14 protein-coding genes and 1 tRNA gene are annotated in these 18,242 nt (G+C 50.7%); 10 read left to right on the top strand and 5 right to left on the bottom strand.

Annotation, left to right across the window (positions count from 1 at the left end; genetic code table 11):
• Nucleotides 1–44: 44 nt before the first annotated feature.
• The 3 genes from Q9L42_RS21495 to Q9L42_RS14440 all read left to right on the top strand — a co-directional run bounded on the left by Q9L42_RS21495 (nucleotide 45) and on the right by Q9L42_RS14440 (nucleotide 1,605).
• Nucleotides 45–224, top strand: a complete 180-nt coding sequence (locus tag Q9L42_RS21495) for a helix-turn-helix transcriptional regulator (protein WP_432648845.1) — start codon at nucleotides 45–47, stop codon at nucleotides 222–224.
• Between the two features lie 81 nt (nucleotides 225–305).
• Nucleotides 306–974, top strand: a complete 669-nt coding sequence (locus tag Q9L42_RS14445) for a hypothetical protein (protein ID WP_305907703.1) — start codon at nucleotides 306–308, stop codon at nucleotides 972–974.
• 13 nt (nucleotides 975–987) lie between these two features.
• Nucleotides 988–1,605 (top strand): hypothetical protein, encoded by a 618-nt coding sequence (locus Q9L42_RS14440; protein ID WP_349431307.1) that lies wholly within the window; start codon nucleotides 988–990, stop codon nucleotides 1,603–1,605.
• 2,429 nt (nucleotides 1,606–4,034) lie between these two features.
• Here Q9L42_RS14440 and Q9L42_RS14435 read toward each other — a convergent pair.
• Nucleotides 4,035–4,121: transfer RNA gene (locus Q9L42_RS14435), tRNA-Leu, on the bottom strand.
• Between the two features lie 851 nt (nucleotides 4,122–4,972).
• Between Q9L42_RS14435 and rnr the strand changes: the two genes are divergently transcribed.
• From rnr to Q9L42_RS14405, 6 genes are all read left to right on the top strand, one after another.
• Complete coding sequence (gene rnr / locus Q9L42_RS14430) at nucleotides 4,973–7,264, top strand: ribonuclease R (protein WP_349431306.1); 2,292 nt, start codon at nucleotides 4,973–4,975, stop codon at nucleotides 7,262–7,264.
• Nucleotides 7,261–8,001: a 23S rRNA (guanosine(2251)-2'-O)-methyltransferase RlmB gene (gene rlmB, locus Q9L42_RS14425; RefSeq protein ID WP_349431305.1), complete on the top strand. Its 741-nt coding sequence runs from the start codon at nucleotides 7,261–7,263 to the stop codon at nucleotides 7,999–8,001. Before rnr ends, rlmB begins: the two co-directional genes overlap by 4 nt.
• A 112-nt stretch (nucleotides 8,002–8,113) precedes the next feature.
• Entirely contained in the window at nucleotides 8,114–8,386 is a 273-nt protein-coding gene (locus Q9L42_RS14420) for a c-type cytochrome (protein WP_305907705.1), read from the top strand.
• 2 nt (nucleotides 8,387–8,388) lie between these two features.
• Entirely contained in the window at nucleotides 8,389–9,681 is a 1,293-nt protein-coding gene (locus Q9L42_RS14415; protein WP_349431304.1) for an NAD(P)/FAD-dependent oxidoreductase, read from the top strand.
• 380 nt (nucleotides 9,682–10,061) lie between these two features.
• Entirely contained in the window at nucleotides 10,062–10,238 is a 177-nt protein-coding gene (locus Q9L42_RS14410; protein ID WP_349431303.1) for a hypothetical protein, read from the top strand.
• Nucleotides 10,239–10,493: 255 nt separating this feature from the next.
• Nucleotides 10,494–10,937: a hypothetical protein gene (locus Q9L42_RS14405; RefSeq protein WP_305907709.1), complete on the top strand. Its 444-nt coding sequence runs from the start codon at nucleotides 10,494–10,496 to the stop codon at nucleotides 10,935–10,937.
• An 87-nt stretch (nucleotides 10,938–11,024) separates the two neighbouring features.
• On the opposite strand, the gene Q9L42_RS14400 is transcribed toward Q9L42_RS14405, so the two are convergent.
• Both Q9L42_RS14400 and Q9L42_RS14395 read right to left on the bottom strand, forming a co-directional pair.
• The gene (locus Q9L42_RS14400; RefSeq protein ID WP_305907710.1) at nucleotides 11,025–12,038 is read right to left on the bottom strand and encodes a zinc-binding alcohol dehydrogenase family protein; all 1,014 of its coding nucleotides are present in this window, start codon (nucleotides 12,036–12,038) and stop codon (nucleotides 11,025–11,027) included.
• 29 nt (nucleotides 12,039–12,067) lie between these two features.
• The gene (locus tag Q9L42_RS14395) at nucleotides 12,068–12,262 is read right to left on the bottom strand and encodes a hypothetical protein (protein ID WP_305907711.1); all 195 of its coding nucleotides are present in this window, start codon (nucleotides 12,260–12,262) and stop codon (nucleotides 12,068–12,070) included.
• Nucleotides 12,263–12,976: 714 nt separating this feature from the next.
• On the opposite strand from Q9L42_RS14395, the gene rnd reads away from it, so the two are divergent.
• On the top strand, nucleotides 12,977–14,125 hold the full coding sequence (gene rnd / locus Q9L42_RS14390) for a ribonuclease D (RefSeq protein ID WP_305907712.1): 1,149 nt from the start codon (nucleotides 12,977–12,979) through the stop codon (nucleotides 14,123–14,125).
• Between the two features lie 94 nt (nucleotides 14,126–14,219).
• Here rnd and gcvP read toward each other — a convergent pair whose 3' ends face one another.
• Both gcvP and gcvT read right to left on the bottom strand, forming a co-directional pair.
• Entirely contained in the window at nucleotides 14,220–17,117 is a 2,898-nt protein-coding gene (gene gcvP, locus Q9L42_RS14385; RefSeq protein ID WP_305907713.1) for an aminomethyl-transferring glycine dehydrogenase, read from the bottom strand.
• Between the two features lie 2 nt (nucleotides 17,118–17,119).
• Entirely contained in the window at nucleotides 17,120–18,199 is a 1,080-nt protein-coding gene (gene gcvT, locus Q9L42_RS14380) for a glycine cleavage system aminomethyltransferase GcvT (RefSeq protein WP_305907714.1), read from the bottom strand.
• Between the last annotated feature and the right edge of the window lie 43 nt (nucleotides 18,200–18,242).

Raw genomic sequence — 18,242 nt, 5'->3', positions numbered from 1 at the left:
TCGCCTTTCAAGTCATATTTAACTTATTGATATTATTAATATCTATGACTAACACAAACCATAAAAATTTTTTACGGACATCCGACATTGTTGCGGAATTTGGCGTGTCCCGATCGTCAATTTATCGTTGGCGAAATAACGGAACGATCCCTGAACCTCGAAGAATTTCCGAGCGTTTCGTGGGCTGGCCTCGTGAGCAAATCGAAGAAATCTTCTTGAAATAACCGGCTATGGCCGGCCCCCCCCTTATCTTAAAAACGGCTCTTAACTGAGCAGGGGCAAAGTCCGGCCAAAGGATTTTGCAAATGTTTGAAACAGATATAACCGAAACCGTCACGGTTAATGACGGCGCAACCATCGTCGAGAGGACGAAGGAAATCGAAATGAAAGAGCAAGAACTGAGTGAAAAGCTGGCGCAAGCTATTGAAGTCTGCGTCCAAAAGGGCGAAATTAACCTTAATTCTTATACATTGCAATCGCATGTTGAGGGGAACGACTTATTTAAAATCAACGTCGGCCCTTTGTCTCCATTAGAAGCAAGGCGGCTCCAGCGTGATTTGATGTCGCAAAAAACCGCACGGCGCATCATTTACACCGATCCTGATGGTCAATCGGTGTTGATGCTGGTATCGGAGCGGTCGTTCCAATTATTGGCGCAATTGGCAGATGGTGAATGGCATCAGTCGGCGGCACTGAAAACTATTCAAGCCGAAACCCGAAAGCCGATCGCAGACCTGCGGGCCTGCGGCGTAATTATCGGAACTAAGGAAAGCTCGTACAGGCTTTTCGGTACTGTTGATTTATATCCGCTGGGACCTTGTTTATCCGTCCCGCAACTCGGGGACATACTGCCTGACATTGGGACCGCAACAAAAATCGAGCACGAGAAGGCCAGGTTTGCGATTGCCAGGCGGGTGTCGAAAGTAAACAAAACCGCCGAGTCATTACACAAAATCGACACCCTTGACAAATAATTAAATCGAGGCGGTGTTAGCAGCACCGCCATCATTTGCCGCAATGGCAAGGAAAACAATGACCCGAAAATTATACCACAAAACCGCACAATGCGTGGCAAGCAAGATTGGTGCATCGCATACGCAAGGCGGAGTCAAGTCTGTATTTGTCTTGGAGCTGGCCGACGTCAGCACCGGCGAATTGTCGATTAAGTTTTTCAATGTCGAATTAACAAAAAATGGAAATTATACCGTAGGCCGCAACAGCGACTTTGCCAAACTGTATCGGCTTACGATTGGAGAGAATCATTCGAAAAGATTTAGCCGTGCCAACCAATTGCTTAGCCATTTTCACGGATTTGAGTTTTCTATCACCGATGAAGTGTCGAAAGGTCAAAACGGAAAACGCTTCAAGAAAGTCACCAAAATATTGCCAAAACATCCGGTTATTTCAGACGACTGGACGCCGACCGGCATGCTAAAAATGAAGCCCAGAAAGCGGCCAAAAAGCGCCGATTCAAAAGGCAACGAAAAGGCAAAAAGTAGGCAACAGGTAGGCAAAAAAAAGGCAAAAAGTAGGCAAAAGTTAGGCAACGATAAAACGCTACAGACCCCGAAAACACTTGACAGACCCCGAAAACACTTGGTCTAGAGCATGATCCCAATCCCATAAAGCCATCTCCCATCCAGGATAAAACCATATATCATAGACCCATACCAACCATGCGGGAAAAAGTTTTTACTCATGTCTGTGGTGACGATGAAAGCATGGACGAGTTTTTCGACAGAGTTATCGATGTATCGCTCGATTCCTGGCTGGGATAATTCGTCAGCATGTCCGCTTGTTTCTGCTCTGCTTGGGTCTTAGTTGCCTCTGTGGCTGATTTTATGCGCCTGTGAGCCGTTAAAGCGTTTTGTCATAGGGGGGGGGAGCAGTGTGAGTTTTTTCGGCTCTCCGTCAATTTTCGTAGCTTTTAACGAACAATCCCCGCTGGATGTTTATCTGGTCGGGCTTTCAACTTCCGAGCGCCTGATAAAACCTTATTTGCAGTCGGGATTTTAGGTTATAGCCTCTAATGTAGGTGTCTCAGGACAATGGCTTATCTTCCAAAGTGGCGCTGAACAGTATCAAGTTTTATCACTGCTGAGTAGAAATTCTATTGTCCACTTTTTTAAAAACAAAGGTGAAATTTATCAATGAGCTAGCGCGCCACTATTTCTGCGAAAGCTTGTTTTGGGCATCCCAGCCCAAGCAAGCGGCAGAAATTACGTGGCGATTATTGCCTCCGGCGGCCCCGATTCGTCCTGCGTCCGTGCCACTCCGCCATATCATCGTAAACTCGATGCTGGCTCCGTCGCACTCCCACAAATGACTTGACGGCGTTTCGGGAGACTTTTTATTTTGTCTCCACCTTCGCTCTCGCTTCGATTCCGACAAAACAATCGGCCCTACGCCTATCGGGGACTAAAAATCTTCACTTCGCTGGCGCTCCGTTTCCAAGATTTTCAGCGTTAGCGGTTATCAGCTTCATTCTGTTGTCCAGTATAAAGAAATAAGCAGCTTGGCATAAACCGGTGTACTTTGTGCTGTAAATGACTTCAATCAATAAACTATATGTTGTGCTATTTTACTAAATTAAACACAATAGATGGTTTATGGCTTATATGTTAGTAATATCTAATATAGAGAAAGATAGATGGTCGCATAGTGTGGGCGAGTGCGGGAGATTGCTGAAGTAGTAAATATTAGATATTGCTAATATTGATAAAGAATCAGTTTTATCAGATGTAACTAACAGTTACACCGCTCCAAAATGGATTAGCCAATATAGATCAAACGCTTATCACTATATATTGAACATAGACCGGCTACCATGCCGGTTTTTTTGTGCCTGGGTATCCGCCCAAGCCCGACAAATCGTAGGTTTTGAAGGCATCGAGATTGCCGGAGTCTAGTCAATTATTCACTAAAAAGAAACTTTACCTATATCAATAATCATGCCGTCCTGTAAGTCACTAATATAAAGGCTTTCACAATGTTGGCATGAAATCCAGCTAAGCATTTGATTGTTTCATTTTATGAGACAATAGACCGGTTTCCGGTAACGTATGAGGGGGGGGTAATGCAGAACATGACGGTCTTGGCGGTTATCTATGAATTGCTTAATGAGTGGTTTATCACTTACGAACAGTTGCTTTATGACGGCGACAGACGGACAAGAAAGGCGTTTGAGTAGGTTGTTGAGGCTAACCAATATCCTTTTATGTGGCGTGTATCAATACGGGCCTTGTAAGCGAATAGTAAGGGTGTGGATTTGATTGATGCCTCTGAAGGGATATAAGCGCAAACAGACCGAGCCAGGGTTAGCGGTCAAGAGTGAATCAAGGGGGGGGGGCAATAATTATGTAATTATCGTAATTATGTAATTACAGCATCCTAAGATTGTACTAAGATTTTTAGCGTTGCCCATGTGCGGCGTGGTTATATCTAATTGCCGGTGTTGTGTCGATTATTCACTAATCAGGAACTTTACCTATATCAATAATCATGCCGGGCTATATACCTTGATTATCATAGTGTGTAGCGTTTTGGCACGAAATCAAGCTGGGCATTTGATTGTTTACCGATTGGATACGCTGTCGGTGTTTAACCTGCCGATAAAGTGCTGTCACCGATCGGATGCGCCTAAGCTCCAAAATGGAACAGTCTATATAAAGCAATCACTTAAACAGTCATATCAAAACCTGTCCAGAAAAATGTCCAGTGTCGAAGCCTTGTTGCGCCTGGTTCGATAGGTATATCGGAAAATGTCGCCTGATGCGTCAGGTCGCTAAGGTGCCGCAAGGGGTTTGATGCTTCGAGCATAAAGACTCTATGTTTAGCATAAGGTTGGTGATTTACCGTATGCCCATAAATGCAATGCTTTTGCGTTCCTGAAAAATCGGGAGCGTTACAGGCAATGATTGCGGGATTCGTTAGATAAAAAACGAAATCGAACAAAGTGGGTAGCTAACTGGGTAGCTGGAATAAAAAAGGGAATATGTCAGGGTGGCCATTAAATCGTAAGTTATTGATTTTAATGGTGCCGAGGAGAGGACTTGAACCTCCACGGGGTTGCCCCCACTAGCACCTGAAGCTAGCGTGTCTACCAATTTCACCACCTCGGCTAAGGCCGCTTGCGGAAGCAAGCTAAGTGAAGCTGCGTATTTTATAGATCGGTCATGATAGTGTCAAATCTTTTTTTAAACTTTCTCCCATTGTAACTATTCAGTATCTTTCGGGTTTTAGGCAGTAGGTCATTGATTTCTCGGGACGCGTTCACCCAGCACCTAAATACCCTAGATTATTGGCTATGATTAATAATCTTTGTTAATTTAGGTGCTGGGTGAATACTTCCATGGCAGCTAACAGCATCCAGTTTCACGCGGCACTTGCACTTCCCTGTGCGGCGGCCGCTAGCGGTGTCCTATCTCACGCGGCACTTGCACCTCCCTGTGCGGCGTAAGCTCTGACTGCAACGTCTGACCGTCAGGGACGATGGAAATGCAGATTTTGCAGGTAGAAAATTGCTCCTGCATTTTCTACATTTCCGCCTTCCTTGGCGGTCAGAGCAAAAAATCTGCCTGTTGCAGACAGCCCGATAAATCAATAACCTACTCCCTCTTATAAAACTACGCTGAATAATTACCTCCCATTTACGTAAGCAAGGCTGTTTTAGTCCGTGCTGGCCACGATGATTGGTTTTTTACCAGGACTAGATTTTTGTTTTTGATGATGGGGGGATGGGCGCAACTTTAGCATCGATAATGGCGATATAAGCCGAGTAGGGCGCTATAAATGTCGGCAATGGTCGCTGAGGCGGATAAGAAAGGTATGATGTCGATGCGGGCTTAGGTTTTGACTATAGAGGACTTTTCGCTCAAATATGACCATGTTATCGTATCCGAAATAGGGCCAATATTGTGTTTCTAGGGTATACTCAATATTTATAAGAAATATAGAAAAGTACAGAATATAAATGACAGATAAAAACGATCAGGGAACTGATTTCAATGCCTATAACGACCCGTATGCACAACGGGAAGCGGAAAAATATGAGAATCCGATTCCCAGTCGGGAGTTGATACTGCAAGTGATTAAAGAAGCCGGTAAGCCGCTGCGTCGCAAGCAGATTGCCGACCACTTCGGTCTGCAGTCCGACGAAAGCCTGGAAGCTTTGCGCAGGCGCCTGCGTGCGATGGAAAGAGATGGTCAGTTAGTATTCAATCGCAGACAAAAATACTGCCTGGTCAATAGCCAGGATTTAATCGCCGGCCGAGTATTGGGGCATCCGGATGGCTTCGGTTTCTTACATCCGGACGATGGTTCGGGGGATCTGTTTCTGCTGCCGCGCGAGATGAAGGCGTTGATCCACAATGACCGGGCGGTCGTGAGAATTGCCGGCATCGATAGAAGAGGGCGGCGCGAGGCCGCCGTCGTAGATGTATTGGAGCGAAATACGCATCAGGTAGTCGGTCGATTTAGCAAGGAACGCGGCGTGTCCTTCGTCGTTCCGGAACACAACAAAATCAGTCACGAAGTCGTGATTCCACAGGATGAGGCAAACGGCGCCAAAGAAGGGCAGATTGTCGTCGCCGAGATATTGGAGCAACCGACCAAGCGCCGTCAACCGGTCGGAAAGATTGTCGAGGTGCTGGGCGAACATATGGCGCCGGGTATGGAAATCGAAGTCGCCATTCGTTCCTATGAATTGCCGAATGAATGGCCGGAAGAGCTTTTGGAGGAAGTCGCTCCTTTATCCGATCAGGTTCCGGAAGAGGCCAAAGAAGGTCGAACCGATATTCGTGAATTGCCGTTGGTCACGATAGACGGCGAAGATGCACGTGATTTTGACGATGCGGTGTATTGCCAGAAAACTCCAAAAGGCTGGAAGTTGCTGGTGGCGATTGCCGATGTGTCCCATTATGTGAAGGTGAATACCGCTCTTGATGCCGAAGCGAAAAAACGCAGTACATCGGTGTACTTTCCGGAACGGGTCATACCGATGTTGCCGGAAATCTTGTCTAATGGCTTGTGTTCGCTGAATCCTGATGTCGACCGTTTGTGCATGGTCTGTGAAATGTATATCAACAAGCAAGGTGAGGTCATTCGTTCACGCTTCTTCGAGGCGGTGATGCGTTCCCATGCGCGCCTGACTTATACCAGTGTTGCACGGATGTTGGTCGATGGCGATAAGAAACTGGCGAAAAAACATCATCATCTGATGCCGCACCTGCAAGAGCTTTACGCCTTGTTCAAGGCGATGAGAAAACAGCGCGAACAGCGCGGCGCAATGGACTTCGATACCCAGGAAACGCAGATCGTATTTGGCGCCGAACGCAAGATCGAAAAGATTGTGCCGACTGAACGCAACGATGCGCATAAGTTAATCGAGGAATTCATGATTGCCGCTAATATGGCGGCGGCGCGTTTTTTGAATCGTAAGAAAATGCCGCGATTATTGCGCATCCATGAAGGGCCGGGCAGCGAGAAATTACTGACGCTGAGAACCTTCCTCGGCGAAATGGGTTTGCATCTGGGCGGCGGCGAGAACCCGACGCCGTTGGACTACATGGAGCTGCTCGATTCCGTTCAAGGGCGTCCGAACGCGCATTTGATTCAAACGGTGATGCTGCGTTCGATGTCGCAAGCGGTTTACAGTCCGGAAACCAAAGGCCATTTCGGCCTGGCGTTGGAAGCCTATGCGCATTTTACCTCGCCGATCAGACGATACCCGGATTTGCTGGTGCATCGGGCAATCCGCCATTGTCTGCAAGGTAAAACAGCGGAATCCTTCTTCTACGGTTTTCCAGACATGGTGGTGCTGGGCGAACATTGTTCCGCAAACGAGCGCCGGGCCGATGAGGCCACCCGCGATGTCGTCACCTGGCTGAAATGTGAATACATGTTGGATAAGGTCGGCGAAGAATTTACCGGTCTGATATCCGCGGTGACCGGCTTCGGCTTTTTTGTCGAATTGCAGGATATTTATGTCGAGGGGCTGGTGCACATTTCCACCTTGCCGCAGGATTATTTTCATTTCGACGCCACCAGTCATCAGCTTTATGGTGAACGCACCGGCATCCGTTATCGTCTAGGGGATATGGTCAAGGTCAAAGTGGCAAGGGTGGATCTGGACGAGAAAAAAATAGATTTTGATCTGTTGCAAACCGGCAAAAAAAGCAAGGCTAAAAAAAAGACCACAGCTAAAAAAACAACTAAGGACAGAAAAACAGCCAAGGACAGGAACAAAACAAAAAAACGGTCATGAAGTTAACGAAGTTATTCGGCATTCACGCGGTGCAGGCCGCGTTGGATTATTCGGCCAAAAAAATTCACCATGCGTGGATCGATGCGCAAAGGCAGGACAAGCGTTTAAAGCAGATCATCGAGGATTTGGCCGATTTAGGGATCAAGATTGAGAAGTCCGAACGCAAAAAGCTGGATCGGATGGCCGACGGCAAGAACCATCAGGGCATTGTCATTGAAGTCGACATGCCCACCATGCGCACGGAAGAACAATTGAAACTAGCGGTGGCGGCTTTGACCGAAATGCCTTTTTTTCTGGTGTTGGACCAGGTGCAGGACCCGCATAACCTGGGCGCTTGTCTGCGCACCGCCGATGCGGCCGCGGTGCAGGGCATTATCGTGACTAAGGACAATGCCGCCGGCATCACGCCGACGGTCTGTAAGGTAGCCAGCGGTGCGGCGGAAACGGTGCCTGTTTATCAGGTCACTAATTTAGCTAGAACCTTGCGCTGGTTGAAGGAACAGAATATTTGGGTCATGGGCAGCAGCGGTGATGCTCAGCAATCGATCTTTGACGCCGATTTGAACATGCCCTTGGCGTTAGTGATGGGCGCCGAAGGAACCGGCATGCGTCAGCTGACCCAAAAGCAATGTGATTTCCTGGTAAAAATTCCGATGGCGGGACAGGTGGAAAGCCTGAATGTGTCCGTCGCCGCCGGCGTGCTTGTCTATGAGGCATTCCGGCAGAGGACGAAGTAAACAAAATCATGCCGTCTTTAGGCAGCAGTTAAACCTGATCGCTAAGATGAAAAGCTTATCAATATCCAGCCCATTAGCAGCGCAGCGAAATACGCGATTTCGGGTCACAATATTGTTAGCGATTAGTTTAATCATGTTGATTCCCGAATCCTTGCGGGCGGATATTTCTCCGCGACTGATCGTTTCAAACTGCCGCAGCTGTCATTCCGGACTGGGGACGGTTATTCCAAGTCTCAACGTCTTATCGGCCGAACAAATCAAGCAGGCATTACTGCAATTTAAATATGACCGACGCAAGTCCACGGTGATGGGGCGCATCGTCAAGGGCTTAAGTGATGCTGAAATTAGCGCCGTAGCGCACTCTATTCAAGGTCATTCGCAATAATCATGGTTAGCCGTAGAGACTTCATCAAACTAGGCTTATCGACCACGGCCATGGCCGCAGCGGGTTGTCGGCAGTTGTCGTTCAGGCGTCGCAGCAAGGCCCATGTCGTGATCGTTGGCGGCGGTTTTGCCGGGGCCTCGGCGGCCAAGACGATCCGTAAACTGGACGATTCGATTAAAGTCACGCTGATAGAGTCTAACCCCCGTTACCTTACCTGTCCCGGCAGCAACTGGGTGTTAGGCGGTCTTCGCGACCTGGAATCGCTGGGCTTCGGTTATGATCAGCTAGCCTTGCACTACGGTATCACCGTGATTCATGAACGGGTGACAGCGGTGGATGCCGAAAAAAAATCGCTTAGACTGAGTAATCGGCAGACAATTAACTATGATCGTCTGATTATGGCGCCGGGCATCGATTTTCGTTGGGGCGACATCGAAGGCTATGACGCCGCGGTGGCCGAATATATTCCCCATGCCTGGAAAGCCGGTCAGCAGACCCAGACATTGGCTAGCCTGGTTCAGGCCATGCCTGATAATGGGACCATCGCCATTGTCGCCCCGGCCAATCCGTTTCGCTGTCCGCCCGGGCCTTACGAGAGAGCTAGCATGCTGGCCTATTATTGCCGGCAACACAAGCCGAAGGCCAAAGTTCTGATCCTCGATCACAAACGTGGATTCTCCAAGCAGGATTTGTTCGTCGAGGGTTGGAAACAACATTACGGTTACGGCACCCACGCCGCCCTGATCGAATGGCAATCGATTGCCGATAATCCGGTGATTGCGTTGGCGGCGAAAAGCAAAACGTTGCAGACCGATTTCGGCGACCAAATCAAAGCCGATGTGCTGAATGTCATTCCGGCGCAGAAAGCCGGATTGATTGCGCAGCAGGCCGGGCTGTGCGATGACAGCGGCTGGTGTCCGGTACGGCCCGTCAGCGGTGAATCAACGCTCCGACCGGATATACATGTAATCGGCGATGCGGCGATTCAGCAACCGATTCCTAAATCGGCTTTTGCCGCGACTTCGGAAGCTAAGGTTTGCGCATTTGCCGTGGTCGACTTGTTAAACGAACGAGAATTATCCGAGCCGGTTTGGGTCAACACCTGTTACAGTTTGGTGACGGCCGATCATGGCATTTCCGTCGCGATGGTTTATAAACTCAATGAGGCCGGCGAGATTAGTGCGCTAGCAGGGGCGGGCGGGGTCACCGAGCACACCGACCGGCAATCCTTGTATCTAGAATCGCGTTATGCCATGGGGTGTTATGACAGCATTACCCGAAATACTTTTTCATAATGTATCGGTCGGGCTAAGATTGGATCGATTACTTTCGAAGCCTGAACGGCCGCAAATCAATCAAAATAGAACGGCCGTTTTTAGCAGGGTATCCAGTACAGCCCATTATTCTAATGGTGGGTAAAGGCATTAAAAAATACCTAAGAATTCATGCGCTTGCTAAAGTAGTCAACTCGTCAGATGAAAATGGATGCTGTAGCAATTCCCAGTTTGGCGTTCAAAAAGGCCATGAGTGAACGGTGCTCCTCGACAGACACATCCTTGCCCTAAACGCCGCAAAAAGGCTCAAACTGATGGGGATGGCTGGCGCCTACCGAGCACCCGTCATATAGAACATGACTGAGTACTAGCACACAGCTTAATTGTTTAAAGGGGGAGGTATGAATAATAATAACGTTACTTTTTTTTCAAGATTGGTCGTAGGTATTGTGGTGTTGTTGGCGTTGATCGCCTTGCACATCATCCCGTTGCCGATTTTGGAGGTGTTGATTTTGTATGTGATGATTTTTCGTCCGCGCTGGTTTAAGGACCTGGTAGATCAGTTTTATGAGCGATAGGTGAGTAATTATATTTATTAGAAATTTAGATCGACTGTTGGGCTATCTAGCCATAAACATGGCCGAGCCTTAAGGCTTAATAAATATTGGTTTGCGATAACAGAGTTATGTCAAGTTCAGGATAATTCTGTTCAGCTCGGATAACAGGCAGGAGCATGGCGTTTTAGGGATAGCTTGTTGTGATAGGACAAAGTTTACGTAGGTCTGCGCTGGTTCTTGCTTGCGTAATTTTATCGTTGGGAATTAGGTCGCTTAATGAAGAGATACAAAAAGATCATGGCGATAGTCTTTTCCGCCATATTTCATATCTTGTCGATCATCTTGATATTTTTGGCAAGCTATAATTTTATTGAGTTTGCGTTAGGTGTGGAGGAAGAATTTATGTCCGCCGTGATAAAGTCTACCAACATCTTTGTGATTTCCTTGGCTATGTTTGAGCTGGGCGCCGGCATCAGCAAAGAATATAATTCGGAAGACGAGGGAAGTAATGTTTTTATCAATGTGAGAAGAACGATTACTCGGTTCGTCGGCACGGTCTGCATCGCGCTGGTGCTGGAAGCCTTAATCATGATCATAAAGTACAGTCAATTGGAATTGGCCGGCAATCTTTATTATCCGGTGGGAATACTGTTTGGCGGAAGCTTTTTGCTCATTTCCCTTGGGTTTTTTCTCAATATGACTAAGGGGCATGAAGAGTAACAGCGTTTTTATATCCTATGCCGGCATTGAGGTAGATCGTTCGATTCTATCTAGCGTGTAAAGCAAGGATAGCCGTCTGCGTTTGGCTTAAAAGCCTTCCAGTACGACTTTGCCGCAGGCCTTTCCGCTTTCGATGAAGGCGTGCGCGCGTTTTAGGTTGGTTGCATTGATTGTGCCGAAATGTTCGCTGAGTGTCGTTCTTAGGATGCCCGTATCGACCAACCCGGCGGCTTCGCTGAGCAGTTGATGCTGCTTGATCATATCGGTCGTTGCAAACAGCGAACGGGTGTACATGAATTCCCAGTGCAGCGATATGCTTTTTTGTTTCATCAGACCGATATCCAACTGCTCTGGGTCGTCGATCAATCCCATTCTGCCTTGCGGCGCCAGGCATTTAACGATGTCCTGATAATGGCTGTCGGTATGGGTCAGGCTGGCGACGTGGCTGACCGAGGCAAGGCCTTTTTGTTCAAGTTGTTCTGGCAATGACTGGCTGTGATCGATGACATGATTGGCTCCCAGCGCTAATGCCCAGTCCCGGGTTTGCGGGCGCGAAGCGGTGCCGATGACGGTCGCGCCGGTCAGCCTATGGGCGATCTGGGTCATCATCGAGCCGACGCCGCCTGCAGCGCCGATGATCAACAATTGTTCCGAAGGGGCATTATTATCCTTGGCGATGCCTAAGCGGTCGAACAGCAGTTCCCAGGCCGTGATCGTGGTCAGCGGCATCGCCGCCGCTTCGGCAAAGTTCAGTGATTGCGGTTTCTTCGCGGCTATCCGCTCATCGACTAGGTGCAGTTCGGCATTGCTGCCGGGACGGTCGATGGCGCCGGCATACCATACTTCATCGCCGGCTTCGAACAAGGTGACTTGATCGCCGACCGCCTCGATGATGCCGGCGGCATCCCACCCCAGTACTTTGGTTTCGCCGGGTTCCGGTGTAAAACGTTTGCGGATTTTGGTATCGACCGGATTAACCGAGACCGCCTTGACCCGGACCAGCAGATCATGGGGGCCGGGCGCCGGTGCGGGAAGGTCGACATCGATTAAAGAATCGGTTGCGCTGATGGGTAATGATTGATGATATCCGACCGCTTTCATGCTGACTCCTGGCTGTTGATGGATACAATTTAATCCCCGATGGCAATTTTTTGCAAGCCGTTCGTCGGGAGATAGTAAAGAAGCTCATGCGGCAAGCCGTTGCTCCACTGCACGAAATAAAGGCGCCTGCCGCCAATATAATCGTCAAGCGTCGCCTTCCTGCGTAGGATGTGCTGAACAACGTGAAGCGCATCAAAAACCGGTGCGCTTCCTATCGTCAGCACACCCTACCCGCATCGGGTGGATAAAGCGCAACGGATCCGCCAACGTAGGGCGGCTTCGCGGAGCAAGCCGCCAAACCCCAGCAATTCCCATATATTTGAGTATTTTTGCGGGGTTTAGGGCATGGGGTGTGTCTGTCGAGGAGCGCCGTTCACCCAGCACCTAAATTATGCTGGAATGTAAAATATAGTCCAGTAGCCATGGAATTTAGGTGCTGGGTAAACCCATCCCTGGGGGCTTGACGGCAGCATCCTTGCTGCCGACATCCTCGCCAAACACACCCCATGCCCTTTTTGAACGCCAAAGTGGGAATTGCCGCCAAACCCCGCGCCGGGGCAAAATTGGCCGTTATTGGTATCCAGGCGGATTGCCTGGCGGCGAATCCACGCTACGACTGAGATGCCCATGTAAAACCGATCGTCGTCCAGCGTCGCCTTCCTGCGGATGTGCTGAACTGCGTGAAGCGCATTAAAAACCGGTGCGCTTCCTATCGTCAGCACACCCTACCCGCATCTTCGTGCAGGTCGGAGTTACAAACCCCGTCCTGCCCAGAAAAATTCTCAAACTAGGAATTGCTGGCGCCTACCGAGTACCGGTCGTATAACATGACTGAGTGCTAGTCAGCGGTTGAGCTTAGTCTGGAAGCGGCTTAGGGCAAGGGAGAGATTTACAGTTTTACTGCCAAAAAGGTAAAAAACTGCTATTGTTAGCACACTATGACAATTCAATACATTAATACCACTGAAAAGCTGGATGCATTGTGCCAGCAAATTTTACAGGAGCCGTGGATAGCACTGGACACGGAGTTTTTAAGGGAAAAGACTTATTACCCTCAGTTTTGCCTGCTGCAAATCGCGACGCCGGAATGGGTGGCCTGCATCGATCCTTTGGCGTTACCCGATCTGGACAAGTTATTCGATGCGATTTATCAGCCTACGATCACCAAGGTGCTGCATTCCTGTCGGCAGGATCTGGAGATTTTTTATCAACTCACCGGCAAGGTGCCCGAGCCGGTTTTCGATACTCAGATAGCGGCGCCGTTACTGGGATTTCAGGAAAATCCAGGCTATGCGATGCTGGTTTCGAATTTCCTGAACATCAATCTCAGCAAGGCCCATACCCGCACCGATTGGAGTGTGCGTCCCTTAAGCGAGGCGCAGATTCAGTACGCCGCCGATGACGTGATTTATCTGTGTAAGATTTATCAAATCATGTGCGAACAGCTGGAAAAGCTGGGGCGTCTGCATTGGCTGGAAAATGACTTTAAACAGCTTAATGATACCGAGCTTTACCAAATCAGCCCGTCCAATGCTTGGTTGAAAATCAAGGGAAAGAATAAACTGACCGGTAAACAATTGTCGATCATACAAGCGTTGAGCGAATGGCGTGAAAGCACCGCTCAGTCGGTGAACAAACCACGTAATTGGCTGATCCGTGACGATATGATGCTGGAGTTGGCGAAGTTGCAGCCGGCGACGGTCTCCGAACTGGCAAAAGTGCGCAATATCAATGAACGGCTGGTCAGGCGTTACGGCAATGTGCTTTGCGATTTGATTAATGAAGCCAAGCAACATCCGCCGAAACCGTTACATGAAAACGGCAAGCCGCCGAAAAAAACTCAACAACAGGAAGCGGTGCTCGACGTGTTAACCGCGATAGTTCGCATCCGTGCGGAACAAAATTCGTTGAACCCGGTGGTTTTGGCGACCCGTAAGGATTTGGAAAAGCTGATTTATGCCGATGAAGACAATCCTTTGTTGCAGGGCTGGCGCCACAGCATGGTCGGCGAGGAGCTGCAGTGTCTGTTGGAAGGGCGTTGTGCGCTGAAACTGACGCCGGAATCGGTGATCGTCAATCAGGCGTAGCAGGGTCTGCGAGCGCGGGTCTAATTCCGCTGCGCTTTAACCGCCTTATGACACCATATCGATTGATGAGTCGGCAGCATCTTACCGTCTGTTTTCATTGATAGTCGGATAGCGGCGGACAGGTGCATTGCAGGTGGCGGTCGCCGTAGACATTGTCGATGCGTCCGACCGGCGGCCAATATTTGTCGTCATCCTGATTGTTGCCTGGAAAGAAAGCCTGAACTCTGGGATAGGGCATCTGCCATTCCTCCAATAATAGGCGGTGACTATGTGGCGCATTATGCAGCACATTGTTGTCAGGGTCGGCTTTGCCGCTTTCGATGTCGCGGATTTCCTGTCTGATTGCGATCAGCGCCTCGCAGAAACGATCGATTTCCCCCTTGTCCTCGCTTTCGGTCGGTTCGATCATCAGCGTTTCGGCGACCGGAAACGACACGGTAGGCGCATGAAAACCGTAGTCGATCAGGCGTTTGGCGATGTCTTCGACGGTGATATTGCAGCTTTGTTTGAAGGCTCGACAGTCGATGATGCATTCATGAGCGACCCGATTGTTCTTGCCGGTGTACAGGACTGGATAATGCGGCGCCAGGCGCTGGGCAATATAATTGGCGTTCAGGATGGCGTTCAGGGTGGCCTGTTTCAAGCCGTGAGCGCCCATCATCGCGATATAGGCCCAGGAAATGGTTAGGATGCTGGCCGAACCCCAAGGCGCCGCAGAGACCGTTCCAACGGTGCCGTGTTCGGTTTTATGCGGATTGACGCCTTTGACGACCGGGTGTTCAGGCAGATAGGGCGCCAGGTGTTGACCGACGCCGATCGGACCGACGCCGGGACCGCCGCCGCCATGGGGAATGCTGAAGGTTTTGTGCAGATTCAGATGGGCGACATCGGCGCCGATCTTGCCGGGCCGGCTCAGGCCCAACAGGGCGTTGAAGTTGGCGCCGTCCAGATAGACTTGCCCACCGTGTTGGTGGACGATGTCGCAGATTTCCCGGAATGCCTCTTCGAACACGCCGTGGGTGGACGGGTAGGTAATCATCAACGCAGCCAGCGTGTCGTGATGTTCGGCGACCTTGTTCCGCAAATCCTCGACGCTGACGTTGCCGTTGTCATCGCAGTCCAGCACCACGACTTTTAGACCGGCCATCACGGCGCTGGCCGGGTTGGTGCCGTGCGCCGAAGCCGGAATCAGGCAAATATTGCGTTGCTCCTGTCCGTTTGTCTGATGGTATTTGCGGATCGTCAGCAGGCCGGTGTATTCGCCCTGGGAACCGGCGTTCGGTTGAAAGGAAAAGGCGTCGAAACCGGTCAGGTCGCAGAGCATATCCTCCAGTTCTTCGATCAGTTGCTGATAACCCAAGGTCTGGTGCAGCGGCGCGAACGGATGCAGGCCGTTGAACTCATGATAGGACAGCGCCTGCATTTCGGTGGCGGCATTCAGCTTCATCGTACAGGAGCCGAGCGGGATCATGCTGCGGTCCAGCGCGATATCCTTGCGCGCCAGTTTGCGCATATAGCGCATCATCTCGGTTTCCGAATGATAGCGTTCAAACACCGGATGCTGCAGGATGGCGTCCTGGCGCAACAATGGTTGCGGCAGGCATTCGGCTATGGTTTTATCGAGCGCGTTGATATCGGGCTGATCGCCGGCGGGGCCGGAAAATATTCGCCACACGCTGCGGATCAGATCGCGATTGCTGGTTTCGTCGAGGGAAATGCCCAGGTGATCGGCATCGATGATGCGCAGGTTGATTTCCGCCTCCTGCGCCTTGTTGGCGATGCGTTTGGCTCTTCCTGGGGTGTGGATGACGAAGGTGTCGAAAAACTGCCTGCTTAGAATCGTATAGCCCATGCTTTGTAAACCTGTCGCCAGGATTTGGCTGTAGCGGTGGACCCGTCCGGCGATCAGGGCCAGGCCTTGGGGGCCGTGATAGATGGCGTAAAAGCCGGCGATGACCGCCAGCAATACCTGTGAGGTGCAGATGTTGCTGGTGGCCTTGTCGCGGCGTATATGCTGTTCGCGGGTTTGCAGCGCCATCCGCAGCGCATATTGACCGTGACAGTCCTTGGAGACGCCGATGATGCGTCCGGGCGTGCTGCGCTTATATTCGTCCTTGGTGGCGAAGAAGGCCGCATGCGGCCCGCCATAGCCCATCGGAACGCCGAAGCGCTGGGAATTGCCGACCACGATATCGGCGCCGAAGGAGCCAGGTGACTTCAATATCACCAAGCTGAGCAAGTCGGCGGCGACCGTGACCAGCGCCGATTGCTGGTGAGCGATGCGGACGATGTCGCTTAAGTCATGAACTTCGCCGTCACAGCCGGGATATTGCAGCAAGAAGGTAAAGAATTTCTGCCGTTCAAGGTCTTGCTGGTAGGGGTCGCCGACCACCACATCGAAGCCGAAGGGGCGGGCCCGCGTTTGCATCACGGCAATGGTTTGCGGATGGCAGTTTTGGTCGATGAAAACGCGGTTGGAAGGGCTTTTCGACAGGCGTCTGGCCATCGTCATCGCTTCGGCGGCGGCCGTCGCTTCGTCGAGCAATGAGGCGTTGGCCAGTTCCATGCCGGTCAGGTCGCAGATCATTTGCTGAAAATTCAGCAAGGCTTCCAGCCGGCCTTGGCTGACCTCGGCCTGATAAGGGGTGTAGGCCGTGTACCAGCCGGGATTTTCCAACACATTGCGTTTGATCACCGCCGGCATGATGGTGTCGTAATAACCCATGCCGATCAACGAAGTAAACACCTTGTTGCGATTGCGCATCTTGCGCAGGTATTTGATGACCGCCCGTTCGCTGATCGTGCCGGTCAGTTTTAACGGTTCGCTATTGAGTATGTTGTCGGGGATGGCTTGTTCGATCAGGTCATCGAGTTTTCCCAGTCCCAGCTCGGCCAGCATTTCCTGGACTTGTTGCGGGTTGGAGCCGATGTGGCGCTGGATAAAGTTGCCGCGCATTTCCAGTTGCTGCAAACTCGGGCGGGATGTGGACATGATTACCCCCTGTGGTAGTGATGCGGAACGAAAGGCAATGTTGTGACCCGCATCGAAATCTGACGGTTTCTGACTAAAGCATAGCAGCTTTGCTGGTCGAATCGACGGTCGATTAACGCCAGCGCAATCGGTTGTTTCAACGTCGGGGAGAAGCCGCCGCTGGTGACGTAGCCGACCTTTTGCCCGGAATCGTTGTGGATTTCGCTGTGTTCCCGTACCGGAATCTTGCCTTCTATCAATAGGCCGACTCGCTTCCTGGGGGCGCCCTGTTGTAGTTGTCGATGGATGATGTCGGCGCCGAGAAACTGCCGTTTTTGTTTGTCGATCACCCAACTCAGGCCGGCCTCGACCGGGCTGATGCTTTCATCGAGTTCGTGGCCGTAAAGGCTCAATCCCGCTTCCAGTCGCAAACTGTCCCGGGCGCCTAGGCCAATCGGCTGAACCGGCTCAAACGACAGGATTAATTTGGCCAGCTCCAATGCCGATTCATTGGCGACGGAAATTTCAAAACCGTCTTCACCGGTATAGCCGCTGCGGCTGATCAGGCAGGGGATGTCGTGGATCGACGTGCGGCAAAGCTGCATGAATTTCAAGCGACAGGCGGACGGCGCCAGTTGCTGCATGACTTGCTGTGCGGCCGGACCTTGCAGCGCGAACAAAGCCTGATCGGGTCGGCTGCGGAAATGCCGACCTAGATGCTGTTGCAGATGAGCATAGTCTTTGTCTTTACAGCCGGCATTGACCACCAGCATGTAATCTTGATCCAGTCGACTGACGATGATGTCGTCGATGATGCCGCCTTCGTGATTGGTCAGTACCGTGTAGCGTTGTTTGCCGCTGGGCAGAGTGCCGATTATGGATGGAAGCAGTTTTTCCAATGCCGTCGCCGCGTCATCGACGGTGATTAAACATTGGCCCATGTGGGAAATGTCGAAAAATCCGGCATGGCTGCGGCAATGCCGATGCTCGGCGATGATGCCGTTGGCATAGTGCAGCGGCATCGAGTAATTGGCAAACGAGACCATTTTGGCATCCAGGTCCCGGTGTAGGTCGTATAGCGCGGTTTGTTTGAGATCGGCCACCGGATTCCTCTCGTTTTTGATGAATGACTATAGCCTTTAGCTA

The organism is Methylomarinum sp. Ch1-1, assembly GCF_030717995.2.
In the GTDB taxonomy this organism is placed as follows: Bacteria; Pseudomonadota; Gammaproteobacteria; order Methylococcales; family Methylomonadaceae; genus Methylomarinum; species Methylomarinum roseum.
This window is presented reverse-complemented; position numbering and strand designations above follow the sequence as displayed.